Origin of the sequence: Propionicimonas sp. T2.31MG-18 (genome assembly GCF_964266745.1) — a bacterium.
GTDB lineage: Bacteria > Actinomycetota > Actinomycetes > Propionibacteriales > Propionibacteriaceae > Propionicimonas.
Genome location: NZ_CAXWGX010000002.1, coordinates 1 through 18,851 on the forward strand (window position 1 = coordinate 1; position 18,851 = coordinate 18,851).

Genomic DNA, 18,851 nt, shown 5'->3' on the forward strand with positions numbered 1-18,851 from the left:
ATCGACGAACTTGCCGTCGACCAGCGTCAGGTGGGGCCAGATCAGACCGTCACAACCACCCCGGAGTGTCGCGGCCGGGGCCAGATCAGACCGTCACAGTGGGGCCAAATCAGAGTGTCATTCCCACCGGAACCCACGCATACGGCAGCGCCTGCCCACCCAGCTCGAGCCGCAGCCGTCGAAAGAACACGCCGACGTCCGCTCTGACCTGTCGCGGATCATGGCAGCCATCCCCGGCATAGGTCATCGTTCCCAGCCGGTTCAGACCATTCGCCGCGCAATACCGGCGTAACCTGCCCCGAGCCCGCCGACCCGCCTCCAACGCGGCCCGCTCCGGATCAGCAGCCGGACCACCACCACCGCCGCGCCGCCCCTCACGGGCAGCCTGGAAACAACCCCCAGCCTCACCCGCATCCGGATACAACCGCAGCACCCACGCCGCCTGGACCTGATCGCCCAAACGGTCAACAGCATCCCTGCCGCCCACTCTCGCCCCTCATGTCACGAACCCGACAGACGGCTGGAACCGACAGCAGCAGAAGAGAAGAAAGTGATGTTGACGGCCCAGCATCCCGGCCTCGCTCCGGGTGGGCCCCACATGTCAACGGCAAGCGATTAGAGCGGGGGCGCTGGCCTCCTAGCGCCGCTCGGTCCCTCTAGGCGGACCCCTCCATCAGAATCAGGCCACGACCTAGAGCGCACCGTATCGGCCTGGCACCAGTAAAGCGCCCAGAACTACACCCGTGCAATACGACCCTGGTCTGATCCCCAACCTCAAGCCCGCCGGTCCGGGCGTTCTGGCCCGTCGGGCGGCCCCCAACCGCCCTCGCTCCGCTCGGGCGGCCGGGGACCCCTCGCCGCCCGCCACGCCGGGGGTGGGAACGCCCGCCCCGACCGGCTCCACCCCACCACGCAGCCCCGACGAGTTGTGTTGCTAGTTCAAGTCAAGCGCACCGGCCGAGCCGCCGCCTCGCTCATCGCCGTCGCATGGGCACAGGGTCATCCCAGACCCATCGCCCTGATCTTTGCGAATGCCTGCAGGCCGGGATCATCCCTAGATAGGCCGAACCGATTGTTATGGCTTCCAAACATAAACACAGGAGAGGGTACAAATATCCGCTCGCCCGCAAAGAATGCGCAGCCAGCACCCTCCAAGCTAACGCCCGACACGAAGAAGTCATCGTTCTCATTCTTCAAGCCCTGCTGGTTCGTCACTGTGAAATGGTAACCATTTGCCCAGAAATCGCCTCGGACGAGCTCGATGTCCGTAGGGTCGAGCTTCATCTCTACAAGGACCCGCTGACCGGAATTGCGAAGAATCAGTCTCGATCCAGACATGCTCGCATCCCAGACGCCGGTCGAGATCCTCATCTCACCATTCCTGATCAGTAGAAACGGCAGGTTGTCTCGCGTGCAGAGCCGTACCATTAGCCCGAGATGGCCAGTCGCATCCTTGCGTACACCGAAGACCGTGCCCCCGTCTACATTGATCGCGTCCACTCGCTTGCGCGCCGGATCCTTTATCAGGTCGGAAACGATACGCACTGTGCTAAACCCGACCGAAAGATGACTCAGATCGTAGTAATTGCTCGTTTGGCCGGTCATCTGTCGACCACTGTTGTGAGGCGATAATGATTGCGCCTGGACCCTGGCAGTGCTCAGACGACCAGATGTCTTGTGTTGGTGGTGGGTCGGGCAAAGAAGCGTGATGTTGTGCTCCTCGTGCTTCTTCACAACCGAGTATTCGATTATATGGTCGTAATGGTAGACCGGGCAGCCGCAGAAGACGCATCCAAAATGGCAGCGCTTCCTGACAGCTCGTTTGATAGCTTCGGGGATGGCCGGTCGACCAGTCACAGATGAACCTCCCACGCACCAAGCGTAGGGTTTCCGTCAAGCGGTGCAGCCATGATCGGACCCAGATAGGCGAACCCGCTTCAGCCCACACGCACCGTCGGCAATGTCCGCACCTGGCGAGGGTCGACGAAAACGCCCCCCGCCAGTTCGCCCGAAAGTGGGCGTCTTCAATGCCTTCGCGTGCGGCCCTCGGGCGTGGGTGGAAGCGGGCGTATTGCGACTTGCGAGGTTGCCAGTTCATGCCAAGTGGCCAGAAGGCGGCCGGGATCCACGATGATACCGGCATGCAGACAGCCCAGTTTGAAGCAAGCGTTGTGGCCGTGGTCAACGCGCTCCGCGCCGGTTCACCAATGGAAGACGACCGCATCGAACTCAAGCGGGACTGGCCGGACCCTGAGAAGGCACGGCAACTCGCCGGGGCCGCAAACAGGGTCGCTGGAGAGTACCTCACTTACATCATTGGCATTGACGAAACCGGGAAGACCTTTCCGATTGGGAATGTTGACCCTGCGACATGGTGGTCGCAAATGCAGGCGCATTTTGACGAAGTTAGCCCCCAGTTGGTTCAGCAGTGCGCAGTCCACGTTTCGGAAAATGAGGTTGTGATGGCGCTACGGTTCTTGTCGGACCGAGCGCCCTACGTTATTAAGCTGGCAAACGCAGGTCGCTCCGAGCGGGAGGTGCCAATGCGCGACGGAACGCGGACGAGGAGCGCATTCCGTCACGAGCTATTGCGCCTCCTCTACGAGCCCTCGCTCGTGCCGACCTTGTATGCACTCGAGGGGAGGCTAAGCCTTAGCGAGCCGTCCGTCGACCCATACTCGAAGACATCCTCGCCGATGCAGATGTCCTTCAGCGCGCGCATCTACTTCGAATGCTCGCGAGACGCGCAGGTATTCATGCCACACCACCAAATGTCGATTGAGCTCGCGGGTGGCGGCATAGAGCGTAGCCTCGGAGAGGTCTTTTGGTTCTCCCCAAAGGAATTAGCGGGACAGCACCGAGGGGCCATATTGTGGCCGGACGGCATAGAACTGCGGGGCCCTGGCGTTGCCGAGATTAATGGCGTGTGGCAGTTCCCCGACTTGTCGATAGACGACTTCGCACATACCACCGTTTTGCATGTGCGGTTGTCGCTTGCCGTCGCCGGAACAAGAGCGGCCACGCTTTCGATGGAGTGCGGGAATCGCAAGGTCTCCGAACTCTTCGGCGGCAAGCGGAGCGTCAGCTGGTCACTCGCGCCCTAGGCCCCGTCCGTGTGATGCGACACATTGGGCAGATTCGCAACTAGCGAGGTTCGACAATGCCGTCGGGCCGCCCGCCCACCACGGGGTGATTCCCACTCACAGCGCAGCGCGCCACGCGAACGGCCCCAGGTGCCGGACGCGTTCCGTGGCCGCCGCCACCGCACGCTCAAGGGCGGCCACCCGATCCCGTCCGGACGCCAGCCCGTGGCAGTACGCGCCGTGCAGCACGTCGCCCGCGCCGACCGTGTCGACGGCGGCCACCGGCTCGGGAACCACGGTTCCGGACGCCTCCGCCGTCCACCACTCCAGCGGCGAGCCGCCGTTGCTCACCGCCACCAGCCGCGGCCCGGACGCGAGCAGCTCGCGGGGGGCCAGTCCGGCCGGATGCACGTAGTCCGCCGAGCAGATCACGTCCGTGGCGAACGCGAACACGTCGTCGAACACCGGCTTGTGGGAGCCCGCGTCCACCACCACCAGCACGGACCCCGCGGCCAGCGCTGCCGAGCGGCACAACGGCTCGTGGTGGCCGTCGACCAGGACGACGTCCACCCCGGACAGGTCGGGGCCCGCGATCTTCCCGAAGGCCACCTGACGCCCGGAGCCGCTCACCACGGCCCGCTCGCCGGAGCCGGCCCCGAGCAGCACCGTGGACGGGGCCAGTTCGAAGCCCGGCGGGGCGACGTCGACCACCTCGACCCCGGCCGAGGCCAGGTCGGCCGCGACGAGCCGCCCCGCAGGGGAGGTGCCGATCGCGGTCCACAGCCGGGCGTGCCCGCCGAGCGCGGCGAACGCGATGGCCGCCACCGCCGCCGGCCCCCCGGCGGCCAGCCACGACTCCCCGGCGACGGTCTTCTCGTCGGCCCCGGGCAGCCGGTCCACGCGCTGGACGACATCGAGCGTGGCCAGTCCGACGAACAGGCCGCCGACGCTCACGGCAGTTCGTCCGCCGAGATCTCGACCACGCAGAGCGCGGAGCCCCCGGGGGCCTCGAGGATCGCCTTCCCCGTCCGCACGGCGCGCGCGCGGGCGCCGGAGGACTCCAGCCGCTCCACCTCCGCGGCGAGGTCGTCGGTGGCGATGTGCAGGTGCGAGGTCACCGTGCTGGCGACCTCCGCGGGCTGGAGGCGGACGTCCAGGGGCCAGCCGGCGGCCGGACGCAGCGCGGTCTCCGGCTCGTCCACCTCGACCCACTCCCCACCGAGCAGTTCCTGGAAGAACGCGACCTCCTCGGCGTACCGCTTGCGGGGCACGTCCAGGCAGAACCGGCTCACCCGGCTGTGGTGCCCCGCCGGCCACCGGGTCACCGGCGCGACGCGGGACGAGGGGTGCCGCACCAGGCAGAACGTGAAGCCCGCCGGCGACCGCATCACCACGTAGCCGTGCGGGGACTCCTCCACGAGCTCCCCACCGGCGGCTTCGAGCGCCTCCGCCCTCGTCCACGGGTCGTCCACGTGCACGTCCAGGTGCAGCCGGGTGGCCCCGTCGCCGAGTCGCTGGACCTTCAGGAAGTCGTCGCCGGACGGCGGGACGAGCGTCGCGAACTCCCCCGCCTCCCCGCGGGGGACGGACAGCGCGTAGCCTGTCGCGGCGCGCCAGAAGCCCACCCCGGCGTCGAACTCACCGGCGGGGTAGTCCAGGAACACCGTCAGCCAGAACGGTGCCGCGCCGGACGCGGTCACGAAGACGCCAGTGCCCGGCTGCGGTCCCTGGCGGCTTCCATCGCGGTCATGAAGGCCGCCTTGACCCGGTGGTCCTCGAGCTCGCGCAGCGCGGCCGCGGTCGTCCCGCCCGGTGAGGTGACCCGTTCCCGCAGCACGGTCGGGTGCTCACCGGAATCGGCCAGCAGCTTGGCCGAGCCGTACATGGTCTGCACGACCAGCGTGGTGGAGATGTCGCGGGGCAGGCCGAGCATCACGCCGGCGTCGATCATCGCCTCGACCACGAAGAACAGGTAGGCGGGCCCGGAGCCGGAGATCGCGGTCACCGCGTCCTGGTACTTCTCCGGGACGGTGACCACCTTGCCGACCGCCGACATCAGGTCGGTCACGTGCTGGAGGTTCTCCGCCGTCGCCGAACTGCCGGCAGAGATGGCGGCCATGCCCTCGTCGACCTGGGCCGGCGTGTTCGGCATCACCCGGACGACGGCGGTGCCCTCGGGCATCGCGGCCTCGATCTGGCCGGTGGACAGACCCGCGCACAGCGAGACGACGAGCGTTCCCGGCCGGATCGCAGCGCCCACCACGGGCAGCACCTCACCGGAGTCCTGGGGCTTGACCACGATCACCACGGTGTCGGCGTCGGCGCAGGCCTGAGCCGTGTCCGCGGTGTGGATGTGGTGCCGGTTCTCCATCTCGGCCAGCCGGGGCGCGTGGCGGTCGGACGCCGTGATCTGGCCCGGCTCCCAGCCCGCGCGCAGCAGCCCGGCGATCAGGGTCTCCCCCATCACGCCGGCGCCGATGACCGCCAGCCTGGTCATCGCGCGACCAGTTCCGCGATCTGGACGGCGTTGAGCGCCGCTCCCTTGCGCAGGTTGTCGCTGGTGACGAACAGCACCAGGCCGCGTCCGCCCGGCACCGACTGGTCGGAGCGGATCCGGCCGACGTAGCTCGGGTCCGTCCCGGCGGCCTCGCGCGGGTTCGGCACGTCGGTCAGCACGACGCCGGGCGCCGTGGCCAGCAGGCCGGTGGCCCGGGTGACGCTGATCTCCTCCGCGAACTCGGCGTGGATGCTGAGGCTGTGCCCGGTGAACACCGGGACGCGGACGCAGGTGCCGGCCACCAGCAGGTCGGGGATGTGCAGGATCTTGCGCGACTCGTGGCGAAGCTTCTGCTCCTCGTCGGTCTCGAGGTTGCCGTCGTCGACGATCGACCCGGCCAGGGGGATCACGTTGAAGGCGATCGGCTTCACGTACGGCGCCGGGTCGCCGGCCGGCACGGCCGAGCCGTCCAGGGCGAGTCGTGCGGGATCCACGGCCGCGGCGGTCTGGTTCGCCAGCGCAAGGACGCCCTTCGCCCCCGAACCGGAGACGGCCTGGTAGGTCGCCACCACGAGCCGCTGGAGCCCGGCGGCGTCGTGCAGCGGCTTGAGCACCGGCATCGCGGCCATCGTGGTGCAGTTCGGGTTCGCGATGATGCCCTTGGGCGGGTTCACCGCGTCCTCCGGGTTCACCTCGGAGACCACCAGCGGGACGTCGGGGTCCTTGCGCCACGCGGAGGAGTTGTCGACCACGATCGCCCCTGCGGCGGCGACCCGCGGCGCGAACTCGCGCGACATCGTCGCACCGGCCGAGAACAGCGCCAGGTCGAGCCCGGAGAAGTCCGCCGTGGCGGTGTCCTCCACGATCACTTCGCCGCCCTTCCAGGCCAGCGCCTGGCCGGCCGAACGGGCCGAGGAGAAGAACCGGATCTCGTCCACCGGGAAGTCGCGCTCCGCCAGCAGGGTCCGCATCACGCCACCGACCTGGCCGGTCGCCCCAAACACTCCAACACGCATGGCCAGCAGCCTACCGAAGCCGGGTCCCGTCCTCGCGGTTGCGCGTGCCGGGCGTGAGACCGGTTCAGCGCATGATCTCGCGGGCGAACCCCCGGTACTGGGTGCCCTTCATGGTCACCGTCCCCCGGTCACCCACGACCAGCAGCCCGTACTCGCCGGCCGGGACCTCCAGTTCGAAGCGCTCGCCGCCGGGCTGCTCGAACGAGATGTAGTGCCGCTGGGTCACCGTGGACTCGCCCCCGCCGGAGGTCTCGATCCTCTTGTCGACGATCGCCGCCACCGCGCTGACCTCGGGCGATGCCTGGTTGCGCGCCGACTGCCGGACGCTCTTCACCACGGCGAGGACGATCGTGCCGAGCACAACGGCGAACACCACGAAGAACAGCACCATGAAGACGCCCATGAAGGCGAAGGACGGTCCCATGGGGAGAGCGTAGCCACCGGCACCCGCGGCGCAGGGGAACTACAGCCAGTCGACGTACGGGGCCAGCAGCGAGTAACCGACGAACGCCACCAGGTCCAGCAGGAAGTGGGCGGCCACGAGCGGGCCCACCCGTTTGAACCGGAGGTAGGCAAGGCCGAACACCACGCCCATCACGATGTTGCCGACGAAGCCGCCGAAGCCCTGGTAGAGGTGGTAGCTGCCCCGCACCAGCGCCGAGGTGAGCAGCACCACCCACATCGGCCAGGCGAGCTGCCGGGCGCGCACGAACCAGAAGCCGACGATCACGACCTCCTCGAGCACGGCGTTCATCGCGGCTGCGCCGATGAGCACGGGCACCGTCCACCAGTTCTCGCCGAGATTCGCGGGGGCGACCGTCGTGTTGAGGCCGAACGTCCGCGCAACCAGGTACAGGCCGAGGCCGGGGATGCCGATCGCCGCGGCCAGGGCGAAGCCCCAGCCGAGGTCGAAGCGCGGCCGGCGCAGGTCGAAGCCGATCGCGTGACGGTCGGCGGTGCGCTGGAGCAGGTAGAGCGCCAGCAGCGCCGGCACGAGCGGGAACGCGATGCCGGCCAGCTGGTAGGCGAGGTCGAGCCAGGGACGGTCGGGAACCACCTGGTTGTTGATCGTGGTGGTCTGCTGGTTCAGCGCCTGGCCGCGGGTCAGCTTCTCGATGATCGACAGCACCGAGTAGACCGCCGACTGCCCGAGCGAGACGCCGAGCACCAGCAGCAGCTCGATCCCGGGCCGGACGCGGTCGGTGGCCGGCAGGACCGCTGTCGGTGCGGTGTCGCCGCTCACCGTGCCTGCCCGACCGGGGACGCCAGGTGCTCACGGGCGAAGGCGAGGCTGCCGGCGAGGGCGGTGCGGCGCTCGGCGCGGGTCAGCCCGCGGGTGCCCACCTCGACGACGACGTGCCCGCCGAAACGGAGGGCCGCGAGCTCGGCGAGCACGCCGGCGGCGTCCTGGTCGCCCTCCCCGGGCAGCAGGTGGTCGTCCGCTGCGCCGTTGGTGCCGTCGGTGAGGTGCACGTGCGCGAGGCGCTCGCCCCAGTCGCGCACCAGCTCGACCGACGACTGCCGGGCCGTGGCCGCGTGGGACAGGTCGAGGGTGAGGTGCTCGCAGTCGAGTTGCGACACGTCCCAGCTGGGCGAGTAGGCGCGGACGTCACCGCCGCCCGGACCCCTCCATGGGTACATGTTCTCCACCCCGATCGTGATGCCGGTGGTGGCCTCGAGCCGCCGCACCCCCTCGGTGAAGCCGGACGCGTAGCCGCGCTGCCACCGGAACGGCGGGTGCACGACGACCACGTCCGCCCCCAGCTGGTGGGCCGCCATCGCCGCCCGGTCGAGCTTCTCCCAGGGGTCGGGGCCCCACACGCGCTGGGTGAGCAGCAGCGTGGGCGCGTGCACTGCGTGCACCCGCACCTCGTGGTAGTCGGACAGGCGTTCGACCGCGTCCACATCCGCGGACGTGGGGTCGGTGCCCACCATGAGCTCCAGGCCGTCGTAGCCCAGCTCCCGCGCGAGGCTGAACGCCGCGGCGGTCGACTCCGGGTAGACCGAGGACGTCGACAGCAGCACCCGCGGCGAAGGGGCTGGTCGGTGCGGCACGCGTCCATGGTAGGCGGCGTCGACGGGGCCCGCCGGGGTCCGTCCGCGTGGGACGGCCCCGCCCCGATTCGCGTCTGGAAAGGCAGATCGTCACAATGGGGGCATGCACGTCGATCATCTGACCTTCGCGGTGGGATCGGCCGGGCTTGCCGCGGAGACCGAGCGTCTCGGTGCCCTGCTCGGTGAGCGGTTCCGCGACGGCGGTTTCCACCCCAGGTTCGGCACCCGTAACCACATCCTCCCGCTGGCCGATGACCGTTATCTCGAGGTCGTCGAAGTGCTGGAGCACCCCGCGGCGGAGAAGGCCGCGTTCGGCCAGGCCGTGCGCGCGCGCTCGGAGATGGGCGGCGGCTGGCTCGGCTGGGTGGTGTCCGTCGACGACCTCGCCCCCTTCGAGGAGCGGCTCGAGCGAGAGGCCGTCACCGGCTCCCGCCACTTCCCCGACGGCCGCCTGCTCGAGTGGCGCCAGCTCGGGGTCAAGGGCCTCATCAGCGACCCGCAGCTGCCGTACTTCATCAAGTGGGACTCCGACCCGTCCGTGCTCCCGAGCGCGCTGAAGGGCGACATCCGGCTCGACCGGATCGAGATCTCCGGCAGCCGCTCGCGCGTGGAGGAGTGGCTCGGCCACGAGGTCGGCGACGAGTTCGACGGCGTCCGCATCAAGTTCAGCTCGCAGAACGGCCAGCCGGGCATCATGTCGGCCACCTTCATCACGCCGAACGGCAAGATCAAGATCTAGCGTCCTCGCCCGGGCACAGCACTGTCAGTGCCCGCCCCTAGCGTGGGGCCCATGGCGAAGAACGCGAGTGCCCCCTACCGCTGCTCCGAGTGCGGCTGGACGGCCCCGCGCTGGGTCGGGCGCTGCGGGGAGTGCCAGGCGTGGGGCAGCGTCGCGCAGTCCGGGGCACCCACCACCACCCGCGTCGCCTCCTCCGCCCCGACGGAGTCCGCGCTCCCGATCGGGCGCGTCCCGCTCGACGACGCCCGCGCCGTCCCCACCCGCATCGGCGAGCTCGACCGGGTGCTGGGAGCAGGGATCACGCCAGGGGCGGTGATCCTGCTGGCCGGCGAACCGGGTGTGGGCAAGTCCACCCTCCTGCTCGAGGTGGCCAACCGCTGGGCACGGACGGGGCGGCGCACCCTCTACATCACGGCAGAGGAGTCGGCGGCCCAGGTGCGGCTGCGGGCCGAGCGCACCTCCGCGGTGGTCGAGGGGCTGTACCTCGCGGCGGAGGACGACCTGGGGACCGTGCTCGGCCACGTCGAACAGCTGGAGCCCGAACTGCTGGTGCTCGACTCGGTGCAGACCGTGCAGGTGCCCGAGGTGGACGCGGTCGCGGGCGGGGTCGCCCAGGTCAAGGAGGTCACCGCTGCGCTGGTGCGGGTGGCCAAGCGGCGCGGCATGCCGGTGGTGCTGATCGGGCACGTCACCAAGGAGGGCACGGTCGCCGGCCCACGCACGCTGGAGCACCTCGTCGACGTCGTGCTGTCCTTCGAGGGCGACCGCAACGGGGGCTTCCGGATGCTGCGGGCCACCAAGAACCGGTTCGGCCCGGCCGACGAGGTGGGCTGCTTCGAGATGGTGGAGTCGGGGATCCGGGAGGTCACCGACCCCAGCGGGCTGTTCACGTCCCACCACGGCGAGCCGACGCCGGGCACCTGCCTGACGATCTCGCTCGCGGGACGCCGTCCCCTGCTCACCGAGGTGCAGGCCCTCGTCGCCCCGAGCGCCGCGCCGGTGCCACGACGGGTCACCCACGGCGTGGAGGGCACCCGCGTGGCGATGATCCTCGCCGTCCTCCAGCGGCGGGCCGGCGTGCGCCTGCACACGAGGGAGGTCTACGTCTCCACCGTGGGCGGGGCGCGGATCTCCGACCCCGCCACCGACCTGGCCACGGCCATCGCGGTCGCCTCAGCCGCCCAGGACCACGCCTTCGACCGCCCGCTGGTCGCCCTGGGCGAGGTCGGGCTGTCGGGCGAGCTGCGCCGTGTGCCCGGCCTCGACCGCCGCCTCGCCGAGGCGGCGCGCCTGGGGTTCCCGGTGGCCATCGTCCCGCCCGGGGTGAGCACGCGCGTGCAGGGCATCCAGGTGGTCGAGGCGGCCAGCGTCGCGGCCGCGCTCAGCATGCTCGGCCTTCGTCAGCGCGGCGGTGCGCCGGAGCGGGCCGACGGCGTCCGCCCCCGCTTCACCGTGCTCGACGGCGGCTGGCTCGAACCCGGGGCGTGACCGGGCTCAGGAGGCCTTGCTGACCACGAACACCTGGCGCGCCTTGGCGTTGTCCGCGAAGGCGGCCGAGGCCACGTAGGTGCCCGTCCCCAGCACAGCCTTGGCCGTCTTGCAGCCGGCCGCGGACCGCGCCACCGGCCAGGTGATGCTGAACTCGTAGGACTTCTTCGACTTCAGGGTCGTCTTGTGGGTCGGCACCCACTTCGCGCAGTGCTCGGTGGTCCAGATGCGGTCGGTGCCGCTGGTCACGGTCAGGCTGAGGGTGGAGGCCGAGAGGTTGAGCACGCAGGGGTCGCCGCCGTTGTTCGTCACGGCCAGCCGGAACGGCTGCTGCGCGTCCTGCTTCACCTTCTGGTAGCCGGCGAGCGTGAGGCTCGAGTTCGTGGCGTCGCAGGCCAGCGGCCCGGACGGCGTCGGCGAGGCGCTCGGTGAGGCCGATTCTGTCGGCGTCGGCGCGGTGGTGACCGGGGCACTCGGGCCGGCCGGTTCGGCCGCGACGGGGCCGGGCGCCTGCGGGCGGAACACCCAGATGCCGGCCGCGATCAGCGCCACCGCTGCCAGCACCAGGGCGCCGCGCCGCGCCCAGTAGACCCAGGCCGGCTGGGAGCCGACCGGATGGAACAGCGAACCCATGGCCTCAGGCTAGGTTGCCGGGCGCCCGGCCCGGCCGCACCACGCCGGGGCAGGGCTGCCTGCGCCGAGCACGGACCGGGTAGCGTGGGTCCGACCACAGACCGATTCGCGGAGTGACGAATGACCGACACCAACGCCGGCCAGGCAGGCGGCAGCCCGGCGGAGCAGACGATCCCGCTGGTACCCGACGCCGGCTTCGCCCAGCCCGCCCTCCCGCCGCTGCCGGAGGAGACGCTCGTCGACCCGATGGCCACCGTCGACCCCTGGGCCTCGGGCCCCGGCCTCGGCCAGGAGCGGGCCGCCGAGCCCACCCGCCCGCTCCCCGACATCGTGGCAACCCAGCCGATCCCTTCTGTCCCGGCGGCTCCGGCCCCCGTGGCTCCGGCGCCGCCCGCTCCTGCCGGGCCGGCCTTCCCCGCGCAGCCCTCCGTCGGCGGGTACGGCGCGCCGGCCGACTACCCCCGTCCCGCCCCGTCGTGGACGGCGCCGCCCACCGTGGCACCCACCCGTCCCGCGGCCACCTACGCGCAGCCGCCGTACGCGGACGCCTACCCCGAGCCGAACGGCCCCGCCGCCAGCATCGGGAACCAGCCGTACCCCACGTACGCCGCGAGCGGCTACGCCGGACAGGCGTGGCAGCCGGCGATCATCGACCCGGTCGCCCACGACTACGGCTACCGGGGCGCGCCGGCGTCCCCGCACCCCAACGCGGCCATCTCCATGGTGCTGGGGATCCTGGGCATCGTGGCCTTCGGCCCGCTGGCCCCGATCGCCTGGTACCTCGCCGCCCGCGGTCGCAGGGAGATGTCCTACGACCCGGCGCGCTGGCGCCCCAGCGGCATGCTCACCGCCGGGCTGGTCCTCGGCATCATCGGCACGGCCCTGCTGGGCCTCGGCGTGCTGTTGGTCCTGCTGATGATCGGCGCGCTGGCCACCTTCGGGCCGTAGACCGGCCGACGCCTCCCCGGACGCGACGAGGGCCCGACCATCACCTGGTCGGGCCCTCGTCCGTCTCGGGTCAGCTGGACTGGCCGAGATCAGCCGTGTCCGGCAGCGGCGCCTTGGCCACACCGTTGAAGGTGAAGGCCATTTCCGAGCCCTCGGGCGCGACGTCCACCACCACGATCTCGCCGGAGTGCACGTCGCCGAACAGGATCTTCTCGGCGAGGATGTCCTCGATGTCGCGCTGGATCGCGCGACGCAGCGGACGGGCGCCGAGCACCGGGTCGAACCCGCGCTTGGCGATCAGCGCCTTCGCGGCAGGGGTGAGCTCGATGCCCATGTCGCGGTCCTTCAGCCGGACCTCGATCTCGGACACCATCAGGTCGACGATGCGCTCGATATCGGCGTTGGTGAGCTGGTGGAACACCACGATCTCGTCCACGCGGTTCAGGAACTCGGGACGGAAGTGCTGCTTCAGCTCGTCCGACACCTTCGCCTTCATCTTTTCGTAGCTTCCGGCCTCGTCGGAACTCTGGCTGAAGCCGAGGTTGACCGACTTGGAAATGTCGCGCGTGCCCAGGTTGGTGGTCATCACGATCACCGTGTTCTTGAAGTCGACCACGCGACCCTGGGCGTCGGTCAGGCGACCTTCGTCGAGGATCTGGAGCAACGAGTTGAAGATGTCCGGGTGGGCCTTTTCGATCTCGTCGAACAACACCACGCTGAAGGGCTTGCGGCGCACCTTCTCGGTGAGCTGGCCGCCCTCTTCGTAGCCCACATATCCGGGCGGCGAACCGAACATCCGCGAGGCGGTGTGCTTCTCGGAGTATTCGCTCATATCGAGGGTGATCAGGGCGTCCTCGTCACCGAACAGGAACTCGGTCAGCGCCTTGGTGAGCTCGGTCTTCCCCACGCCCGACGGGCCGGCGAAGATGAACGAACCGCTGGGACGCTTCGGGTCCTTCAGCCCGGCGCGGGTGCGCCGGATCGAGCGGGCGAGCGCCTTGACCGCGTCGTGCTGGCCGATGTAGCGCTTGCCGATCTCCTCCTCCATCTTCATCAGCCGCGAGGACTCCTCCTCGGTCAGCTTGAAGACCGGGATGCCGGTGGAGCTGGACAGCACCTCGGCGATCGCCTCCTCGTCGACCTCCGCCGGCATGTCGGAGTCGCCGAGCTTCCAGGCCTCCTCCTTCTCCGCGCGGGCGATGGTGAGCTTGCGCTCGTCGTCACGCAGCCGGGCGGCCAACTCGAAGTCCTGGGCGTCGATCGCGGCCTCCTTCTGGAGCCGGACGGCGGCGATCCGCTCGTCGAACTCGCGCAGGTCGGGCGGGGCGGTCATGCGACGGATCCGGAGCCGCGCGCCCGCCTCGTCGATCAGGTCGATCGCCTTGTCGGGCAGGAAGCGGTCCGAGATGTACCGGTCGGCCATCTGGGCGGCGGCGGTGAGCGCGCCGTCGGTGATGGTGATCCGGTGGTGCGCCTCGTACCGGTCGCGCAGGCCGCGCAGGATGTCGATCGTCAGCGCGATGGACGGCTCGGCCACCTGGATCGGCTGGAACCGCCGCTCCAGGGCCGCGTCCTTCTCGATGTACTTGCGGTACTCGTCGAGCGTGGTCGCGCCGATGGTCTGCAACTCGCCCCGGGCCAGCATGGGCTTCAGGATCGAGGCCGCGTCGATGGCTCCCTCGGCAGCCCCCGCACCCACCAGGGTGTGGATCTCGTCGATGAAGAGCACCACGTCGCCGCGGGTCTTGATCTCCTTGAGTACCTTCTTCAGGCGCTCCTCGAAGTCGCCGCGGTACCGGGAGCCGGCCACCAGCGCACCCAGGTCGAGGGTGTAGATCTGCTTGTCGCGCAGGGTTTCGGGGACGTCGCCGCGCACGATTGCCTGGCTCAGGCCCTCGACGACAGCTGTCTTGCCCACGCCGGGCTCGCCGATCAGCACCGGGTTGTTCTTGGTGCGGCGCGACAGCACCGTCATCACCCGCTCGATCTCCTTCTCGCGCCCGATGACCGGGTCGAGCTTGTTCTCGCGGGCGGCCTGGGTGAGGTTGCGTCCGAACTGGTCGAGGATCGTCGCCGCTGCGGCCGACTGGCCGGCCTCGGGCGCCCCGGACGTGGCCGCCTCCTTGCCCTGGTAGCCGGACAGGAGCTGGAGCACCTGGTTGCGGACGCGGTTGAGATCGGCGCCGAGCTTGATCAGCACCTGGGCCGCGACCCCCTCGCCCTCGCGGATGAGGCCGAGCAGGATGTGCTCGGTGCCGATGTAGGGATGGTTGATCTGGAGCGCTTCGCGCATCGAGAACTCGAGCACCTTCTTCGCCCGTGGGGTGAAGGGGATGTGGCCGGTCGGGGCCTGCTGGCCCTGGCCGATGATCTCCTCGACCTGCTCGCGCACGGCCTCGAGCGAGATGCCCATGGACTCCAGCGCCTTGGCCGCCACGCCCTCACCCTCGTGGATGAGACCGAGCAGCAGGTGCTCCGTGCCGATGTAGTTGTGGTTGAGCATGCGCGCCTCGTCCTGGGCGAGCACGATGACTCGCCTGGCGCGGTCGGTGAACCGATCGAACATGCTGGGACTCCTTCATTCCGGCGGAGCAAGCGCAGCGTGAATCGGTGGATTCCGGCCTGGCTCGCCTCTTCAGCTTAGTCAACGCAGGCCCCCACCCATTCGTTCCGCTGTTCGCCCGCGGCTCAATCGGTGCGGCGGACCCGTCCACTGCCCGGCCGGTGGACGCAGCCCGCCCCCGGCTCGACGATGCGAGCCGGGGGCGGAAGGGCGGGTTGCTGCGACTTCTCCGGGTCAGCTGTGAGCGCGCTCGTAGGCCTCGCGGACCTCGGCGGAGACGCGGCCACGCGCGGAGACCTGCATTCCCTGGGCTGCTGCCCAGGCGCGGATATCCGTGGCGGCGGTGCCGGAGGACTTACGGCGGCTGGAGCCGGCGCGACGGGCGGAACTGTTCCGGTCGCGCTCGCCGGCGGCGATGAAGGGCGCAAATGCGTCCCTCAGCTTCTTGGCGTTCTCTGTGGAGAGATCGATGCTGTAGTTGATTCCGTCGAGGGCGAAGGCGATCGTCTCGGCGGCTTCGCTCCCATCGATGTCGTCAGTGTGGATGACCTGCACCCGCTTGGCCATGTCGGTCCTTTCGAAGAAGTCGTCGCAGCGCGACTTGGTTATTGGCTGCCCCAATAGCGACGCCAGCATATACCTGGGTGCACTTCCCGCAAACTGACCGGGGTCTATTCCCCATTTATCGCCGCGCAAACCCCACGCCTGCGCCGGCGGAGCCACCGGGCCTCACCGATCGAATCGCGGGGACGCCGGCACCCAATTCCGCACGCCGGGAATCAGGGCATCACCGGGCGCGGATAAGCACTATTGCACCGGCGTGCCCCGTCGCGCTCGGGAGGGGGCTCAGGCGTGCTGGCGCTGCTCGCCGGGGAACTCCGGCGGGTTGGCCAGCGCCTGCAGTTCGACCACGGTGGGGGCGGCGTCGCCGTCCCACAGGTCGACCGCGTCACCGCGTCCGGAGACCCGGCGCGGCAGGGCAAGGACCTCCGCCTCCGCCGCGGCCTGGTGCTCGGAGAGCTGCACCTGGAGCGCGGCCTTGTCGCCGCGCAGCTGGGCGGCCTCCTGCGCCAGCCGGGCGGACTCCGCCCGGGACATCGTCAGCTTGCTGCGCAGCTCGCCGTTGCGGGCCTGGAGCACCTGGAGCAGCCGGACGTGCTGGACGCGCTCGGCGTGCAGCTTCTCCCCAGCCCGCCGGGAATCGGCGGACTGCTGGGCCATCATCGTGGTTCGCGTCACCCGGAGTTCGCGCCAGGCGAAACCACAGGCGAGGAAGCCACCGATCACGGCAACCGCGACCCCTGCACGAACCATCCAGACCCCGCCGAAAGCGGCGGCAACTGCGACGACGGCCGTGGAGAGCAACGAGAGCCACGCGTAACGGCGCAGCGGGGAAGGATTCGCTTTTCTCGGCGTGACGGCGGTATTCACGCCCCGGAGTCTAGCTAGGGGTATCCGCACTTCCCGGAATGTCGGGCGGCGTGGCGTCCTCGTCCGGGGGACCCGGAATTCGGCACGCACGTTCGAGGAACGCGCCGGCGACGCCGAGCGCGACGCTGGCCACCACGGCCGCGGCGGAACTCACGACGATCTCCCGGGGCAGGCTGGCCTCCAGGCGCGACCAGAAGTAGGCCGCCACCGCGGCATAGCCGCCGGCGAGCCCCGCACCGGCCAGCAGGCAGGACTTGCCCAGCACGAGGAGGGCGACCGCGCGTCCGGGGGCGACGGGCTGGCGCCGCACCTGGATCATCCGGTGGGCCAGCACGGCCTGCGTCCCCACCACGGCGGCGAGGACGGCGATCGCCAGGGTGACCATCAGCGGGAGGCGCGGCAGCTCCGCCCCGAACTTGTCCAGGGCGGTGAACAGCGACCAGCCGACGCCGGCGCCGACCACCACGGCCACGCCGACCGCCTGCCAGCCGGTCGGTCGCACCGTCCCCGGGCTGCGATCGGACGGGGGCATCACTCCACCCGGAGGTCGTCACGCCGGCGCACGCCGGTGGCGTCCAGCCCGGCGAGCAGGTCGGCCACCCGGCCGTGCCCGACCAGCTCCGCGTCCGGCTCGACCTCGAGCCAGGGCGCCAGCACGAACGCCCGCTCGTGGGCCCGCGGATGGGGAAGCGTGAGGTTCTCGCCGTTCAGCACCCGGTCGCCGACAGCGATCAGGTCGACGTCGACGGTGCGCGGCCCCCCGGGCACGACGCGGACGCGCGAGTACGCGTCCTCGATCGCCAGGGCGCGCTCGAGCATCACCATGGACGGCAGGGTGGACTCGGTGACCACCACGATGTTCAGGAAGTCGGGTTGTTCGACCAGCCCGACGGGCGTGGTCTCGTAGACCGAGGACACGCCGGTGATCTTCAGGCCGGGGGTGGCGCGCAGGGCGCCGACGGCGCCCTGGAGGTACTCGAAGCGGTCACCGAGGTTCGACCCCAGGGAGAACACCGCGACCCTCAGCGGCGCCATGCCGGACAGGGTGTCGACGTCGAGGTAGGTCATGCGGGCTTCCTCCTGGTGATGCTGACGGCGACGTCCGCCACCGGGACCGGCAGCGGCGCCTGCGGCTTGTGGACGGTCACCTCGACCGCCGCGACGAGGTCCTCGGCCAGGCAGGTCTGGGCGACCCGCTCGGCGAGGGTCTCGATCAGGTCGAGCGATCCCTCCCCGGCGACGCGGGCGACCCGCTGCGCGAGTTCGGAGTAGTCGACGGTGGTGGCCAGGTCGTCGGTGTCGGGACGGGGACGCAGGCTGCAGCACAGGTCGATCACGAACAGCTGCGGAGTGACCTTCTCCTCCGCGTACACGCCGTGGCGCGCGGTCACCTCCAGGCCGGTCAACCTGATCTGGTCGGGACGGTCCATGCAGCCACCTCCTCTGCGCCGACCCTACCGTCCGGCGCGTCCCTCCCGCTGGGGCTCCGTCGCCAGGCGCCCGGCGACGGCGATCGCGTCCCGGTGGGGCCGGGCCGTGTGCGTCCGCACGCCCCAGGCGCCGGCCGCCGCGACCAGCGCCGTGATGGCGACGCCGGCGTCCTCACGCTCGCGGACAGGGCGCGGCTCGTCGCCCTCGGCGAGCAGGGCACCGAGGAAGCGCTTGCGGGAGGCGCCCACGAGCAGGGGCTGGCCGAGGGCCGCGAGGGCGTCCAGCCGGCGCAGCAGGGCCCAGTTGTGCGCGGCTGTCTTGGCGAAGCCGAGGCCCGGGTCGAGGACCACCCGGTCGCGCCGGATGCCCGCGGCGAGCGCGGCGGCGAGGCGTCCGGAGAGCTCCGCACAGACGTCGGCCACGACGTCGTCGTAGACGGCGAGGTCGGACATCGTCTCCGAGTGGCCGCGCCAGTGCATGGCGACGTACGACGCCCTGAGGTCGGCCACGGTCGGCAGCATCGCGGGGTCCGCGAGCCCGCCGGAGACGTCGTTCACCAGCACGGCGCCGGCGTGGACGGCCGCCGCGGCCACCGCCGCGCGCATGGTGTCGACCGAGACCGGCACGCCGGCGGCGGAGAGCCGCTCGACGACCGGGACGACCCGCGCGAGTTCGGTCTCCACGTCCGCGCGCTGGGCGCCGGGACGGGTGGACTCGCCCCCCACGTCCACGATGTCGGCCCCCTCTGCGTGCAGGGCCAGCCCGTGCGCGACCGCCGCCTCCACGGCCAGGAACTCGCCACCGTCGGAGAACGAGTCCGGGGTGACGTTGAGGATGCCCATCACCAGGGTGCGTCCGGGCTGCGGCAGCGTGGTCACCGCGAAAGCCTAACGAACCCCACCCTCGCCCGCTCCTCCGGCCGCTCCCCGCCGTCCGCCCCCGTCCGCGGCCCGCGGCCGCCCCACCC

At 70.5% G+C, this 18,851-nt stretch carries 20 protein-coding genes; 4 read left to right on the top strand and 16 right to left on the bottom strand.

The window, feature by feature from the left end; genetic code table 11:
- Positions 1–999: 999 nt before the first annotated feature.
- Positions 1,000–1,734 carry a hypothetical protein gene (locus ACFQQJ_RS03010; RefSeq protein WP_377103968.1) on the bottom strand — a complete coding sequence of 245 codons (735 nt, stop codon included), beginning with the start codon at positions 1,732–1,734 and terminating at the stop codon, positions 1,000–1,002.
- A gap of 407 nt (positions 1,735–2,141) precedes the next feature.
- On the opposite strand from ACFQQJ_RS03010, the gene ACFQQJ_RS03015 reads away from it, so the two are divergent.
- Complete coding sequence (locus ACFQQJ_RS03015; protein ID WP_377103970.1) at positions 2,142–3,104, top strand: hypothetical protein; 963 nt, start codon at positions 2,142–2,144, stop codon at positions 3,102–3,104.
- Positions 3,105–3,200: 96 nt separating this feature from the next.
- Here the strand turns inward: ACFQQJ_RS03015 and ACFQQJ_RS03020 are convergent, their stop codons facing one another.
- From ACFQQJ_RS03020 to ACFQQJ_RS03050, 7 genes are all read right to left on the bottom strand, one after another.
- Positions 3,201–4,037 (bottom strand): PfkB family carbohydrate kinase, encoded by an 837-nt coding sequence (locus ACFQQJ_RS03020; protein WP_377103972.1) that lies wholly within the window; start codon positions 4,035–4,037, stop codon positions 3,201–3,203.
- The gene (locus tag ACFQQJ_RS03025) at positions 4,034–4,783 is read right to left on the bottom strand and encodes a VOC family protein (RefSeq protein WP_377103974.1); all 750 of its coding nucleotides are present in this window, start codon (positions 4,781–4,783) and stop codon (positions 4,034–4,036) included. Before ACFQQJ_RS03025 ends, ACFQQJ_RS03020 begins: the two co-directional genes overlap by 4 nt.
- Positions 4,780–5,580, bottom strand: coding sequence for a pyrroline-5-carboxylate reductase (gene proC, locus ACFQQJ_RS03030; RefSeq protein ID WP_377103976.1), 801 nt, complete (start codon positions 5,578–5,580; stop codon positions 4,780–4,782). Before proC ends, ACFQQJ_RS03025 begins: the two co-directional genes overlap by 4 nt.
- The gene (locus tag ACFQQJ_RS03035) at positions 5,577–6,596 is read right to left on the bottom strand and encodes an aspartate-semialdehyde dehydrogenase (RefSeq protein WP_377103978.1); all 1,020 of its coding nucleotides are present in this window, start codon (positions 6,594–6,596) and stop codon (positions 5,577–5,579) included. Before ACFQQJ_RS03035 ends, proC begins: the two co-directional genes overlap by 4 nt.
- A gap of 64 nt (positions 6,597–6,660) precedes the next feature.
- The gene (locus tag ACFQQJ_RS03040) at positions 6,661–7,020 is read right to left on the bottom strand and encodes a DUF2500 domain-containing protein (protein ID WP_377103980.1); all 360 of its coding nucleotides are present in this window, start codon (positions 7,018–7,020) and stop codon (positions 6,661–6,663) included.
- A 39-nt stretch (positions 7,021–7,059) separates the two neighbouring features.
- Positions 7,060–7,809, bottom strand: coding sequence for a CPBP family intramembrane glutamic endopeptidase (locus ACFQQJ_RS03045; protein WP_377104123.1), 750 nt, complete (start codon positions 7,807–7,809; stop codon positions 7,060–7,062).
- A gap of 26 nt (positions 7,810–7,835) precedes the next feature.
- Complete coding sequence (locus ACFQQJ_RS03050) at positions 7,836–8,651, bottom strand: sugar phosphate isomerase/epimerase family protein (RefSeq protein ID WP_377103982.1); 816 nt, start codon at positions 8,649–8,651, stop codon at positions 7,836–7,838.
- Between the two features lie 103 nt (positions 8,652–8,754).
- Here ACFQQJ_RS03050 and ACFQQJ_RS03055 point away from each other — a divergent pair, with 103 nt between their 5' ends.
- Together ACFQQJ_RS03055 and radA are read left to right on the top strand one after the other, a co-directional pair.
- Positions 8,755–9,390: a VOC family protein gene (locus tag ACFQQJ_RS03055; RefSeq protein WP_377103984.1), complete on the top strand. Its 636-nt coding sequence runs from the start codon at positions 8,755–8,757 to the stop codon at positions 9,388–9,390.
- 51 nt (positions 9,391–9,441) lie between these two features.
- Positions 9,442–10,878 (top strand): DNA repair protein RadA, encoded by a 1,437-nt coding sequence (gene radA, locus ACFQQJ_RS03060; protein ID WP_377103986.1) that lies wholly within the window; start codon positions 9,442–9,444, stop codon positions 10,876–10,878.
- 6 nt (positions 10,879–10,884) lie between these two features.
- On the opposite strand, the gene ACFQQJ_RS03065 is transcribed toward radA, so the two are convergent.
- Positions 10,885–11,511, bottom strand: a complete 627-nt coding sequence (locus ACFQQJ_RS03065; RefSeq protein WP_377103988.1) for a hypothetical protein — start codon at positions 11,509–11,511, stop codon at positions 10,885–10,887.
- A gap of 120 nt (positions 11,512–11,631) precedes the next feature.
- Between ACFQQJ_RS03065 and ACFQQJ_RS03070 the strand changes: the two genes are divergently transcribed.
- The gene (locus tag ACFQQJ_RS03070; protein ID WP_377103990.1) at positions 11,632–12,459 is read left to right on the top strand and encodes a hypothetical protein; all 828 of its coding nucleotides are present in this window, start codon (positions 11,632–11,634) and stop codon (positions 12,457–12,459) included.
- 70 nt (positions 12,460–12,529) lie between these two features.
- On the opposite strand, the gene ACFQQJ_RS03075 is transcribed toward ACFQQJ_RS03070, so the two are convergent.
- The 7 genes from ACFQQJ_RS03075 to folP all read right to left on the bottom strand — a co-directional run bounded on the left by ACFQQJ_RS03075 (position 12,530) and on the right by folP (position 18,726).
- Entirely contained in the window at positions 12,530–15,025 is a 2,496-nt protein-coding gene (locus tag ACFQQJ_RS03075; protein ID WP_377103992.1) for an ATP-dependent Clp protease ATP-binding subunit, read from the bottom strand.
- A 231-nt stretch (positions 15,026–15,256) separates the two neighbouring features.
- Positions 15,257–15,589 (bottom strand): Lsr2 family protein, encoded by a 333-nt coding sequence (locus ACFQQJ_RS03080; RefSeq protein WP_377103994.1) that lies wholly within the window; start codon positions 15,587–15,589, stop codon positions 15,257–15,259.
- Positions 15,590–15,868: 279 nt separating this feature from the next.
- A complete protein-coding gene (locus tag ACFQQJ_RS03085) occupies positions 15,869–16,453 on the bottom strand; it encodes a hypothetical protein (RefSeq protein WP_377103996.1) in 585 nt (194 codons plus the stop codon).
- Between the two features lie 10 nt (positions 16,454–16,463).
- Entirely contained in the window at positions 16,464–16,985 is a 522-nt protein-coding gene (locus ACFQQJ_RS03090; protein WP_377103998.1) for a DUF3180 family protein, read from the bottom strand.
- On the bottom strand, positions 16,985–17,521 hold the full coding sequence (gene folK / locus ACFQQJ_RS03095) for a 2-amino-4-hydroxy-6-hydroxymethyldihydropteridine diphosphokinase (RefSeq protein ID WP_377104000.1): 537 nt from the start codon (positions 17,519–17,521) through the stop codon (positions 16,985–16,987). The genes ACFQQJ_RS03090 and folK overlap by 1 nt, the downstream gene beginning before the upstream one ends.
- Positions 17,518–17,883, bottom strand: coding sequence for a dihydroneopterin aldolase (gene folB / locus ACFQQJ_RS03100; RefSeq protein WP_377104002.1), 366 nt, complete (start codon positions 17,881–17,883; stop codon positions 17,518–17,520). Before folB ends, folK begins: the two co-directional genes overlap by 4 nt.
- Before the next feature lie 24 nt (positions 17,884–17,907).
- Positions 17,908–18,726, bottom strand: a complete 819-nt coding sequence (folP, locus tag ACFQQJ_RS03105; protein ID WP_377104125.1) for a dihydropteroate synthase — start codon at positions 18,724–18,726, stop codon at positions 17,908–17,910.
- Positions 18,727–18,851 lie beyond the last annotated feature (125 nt).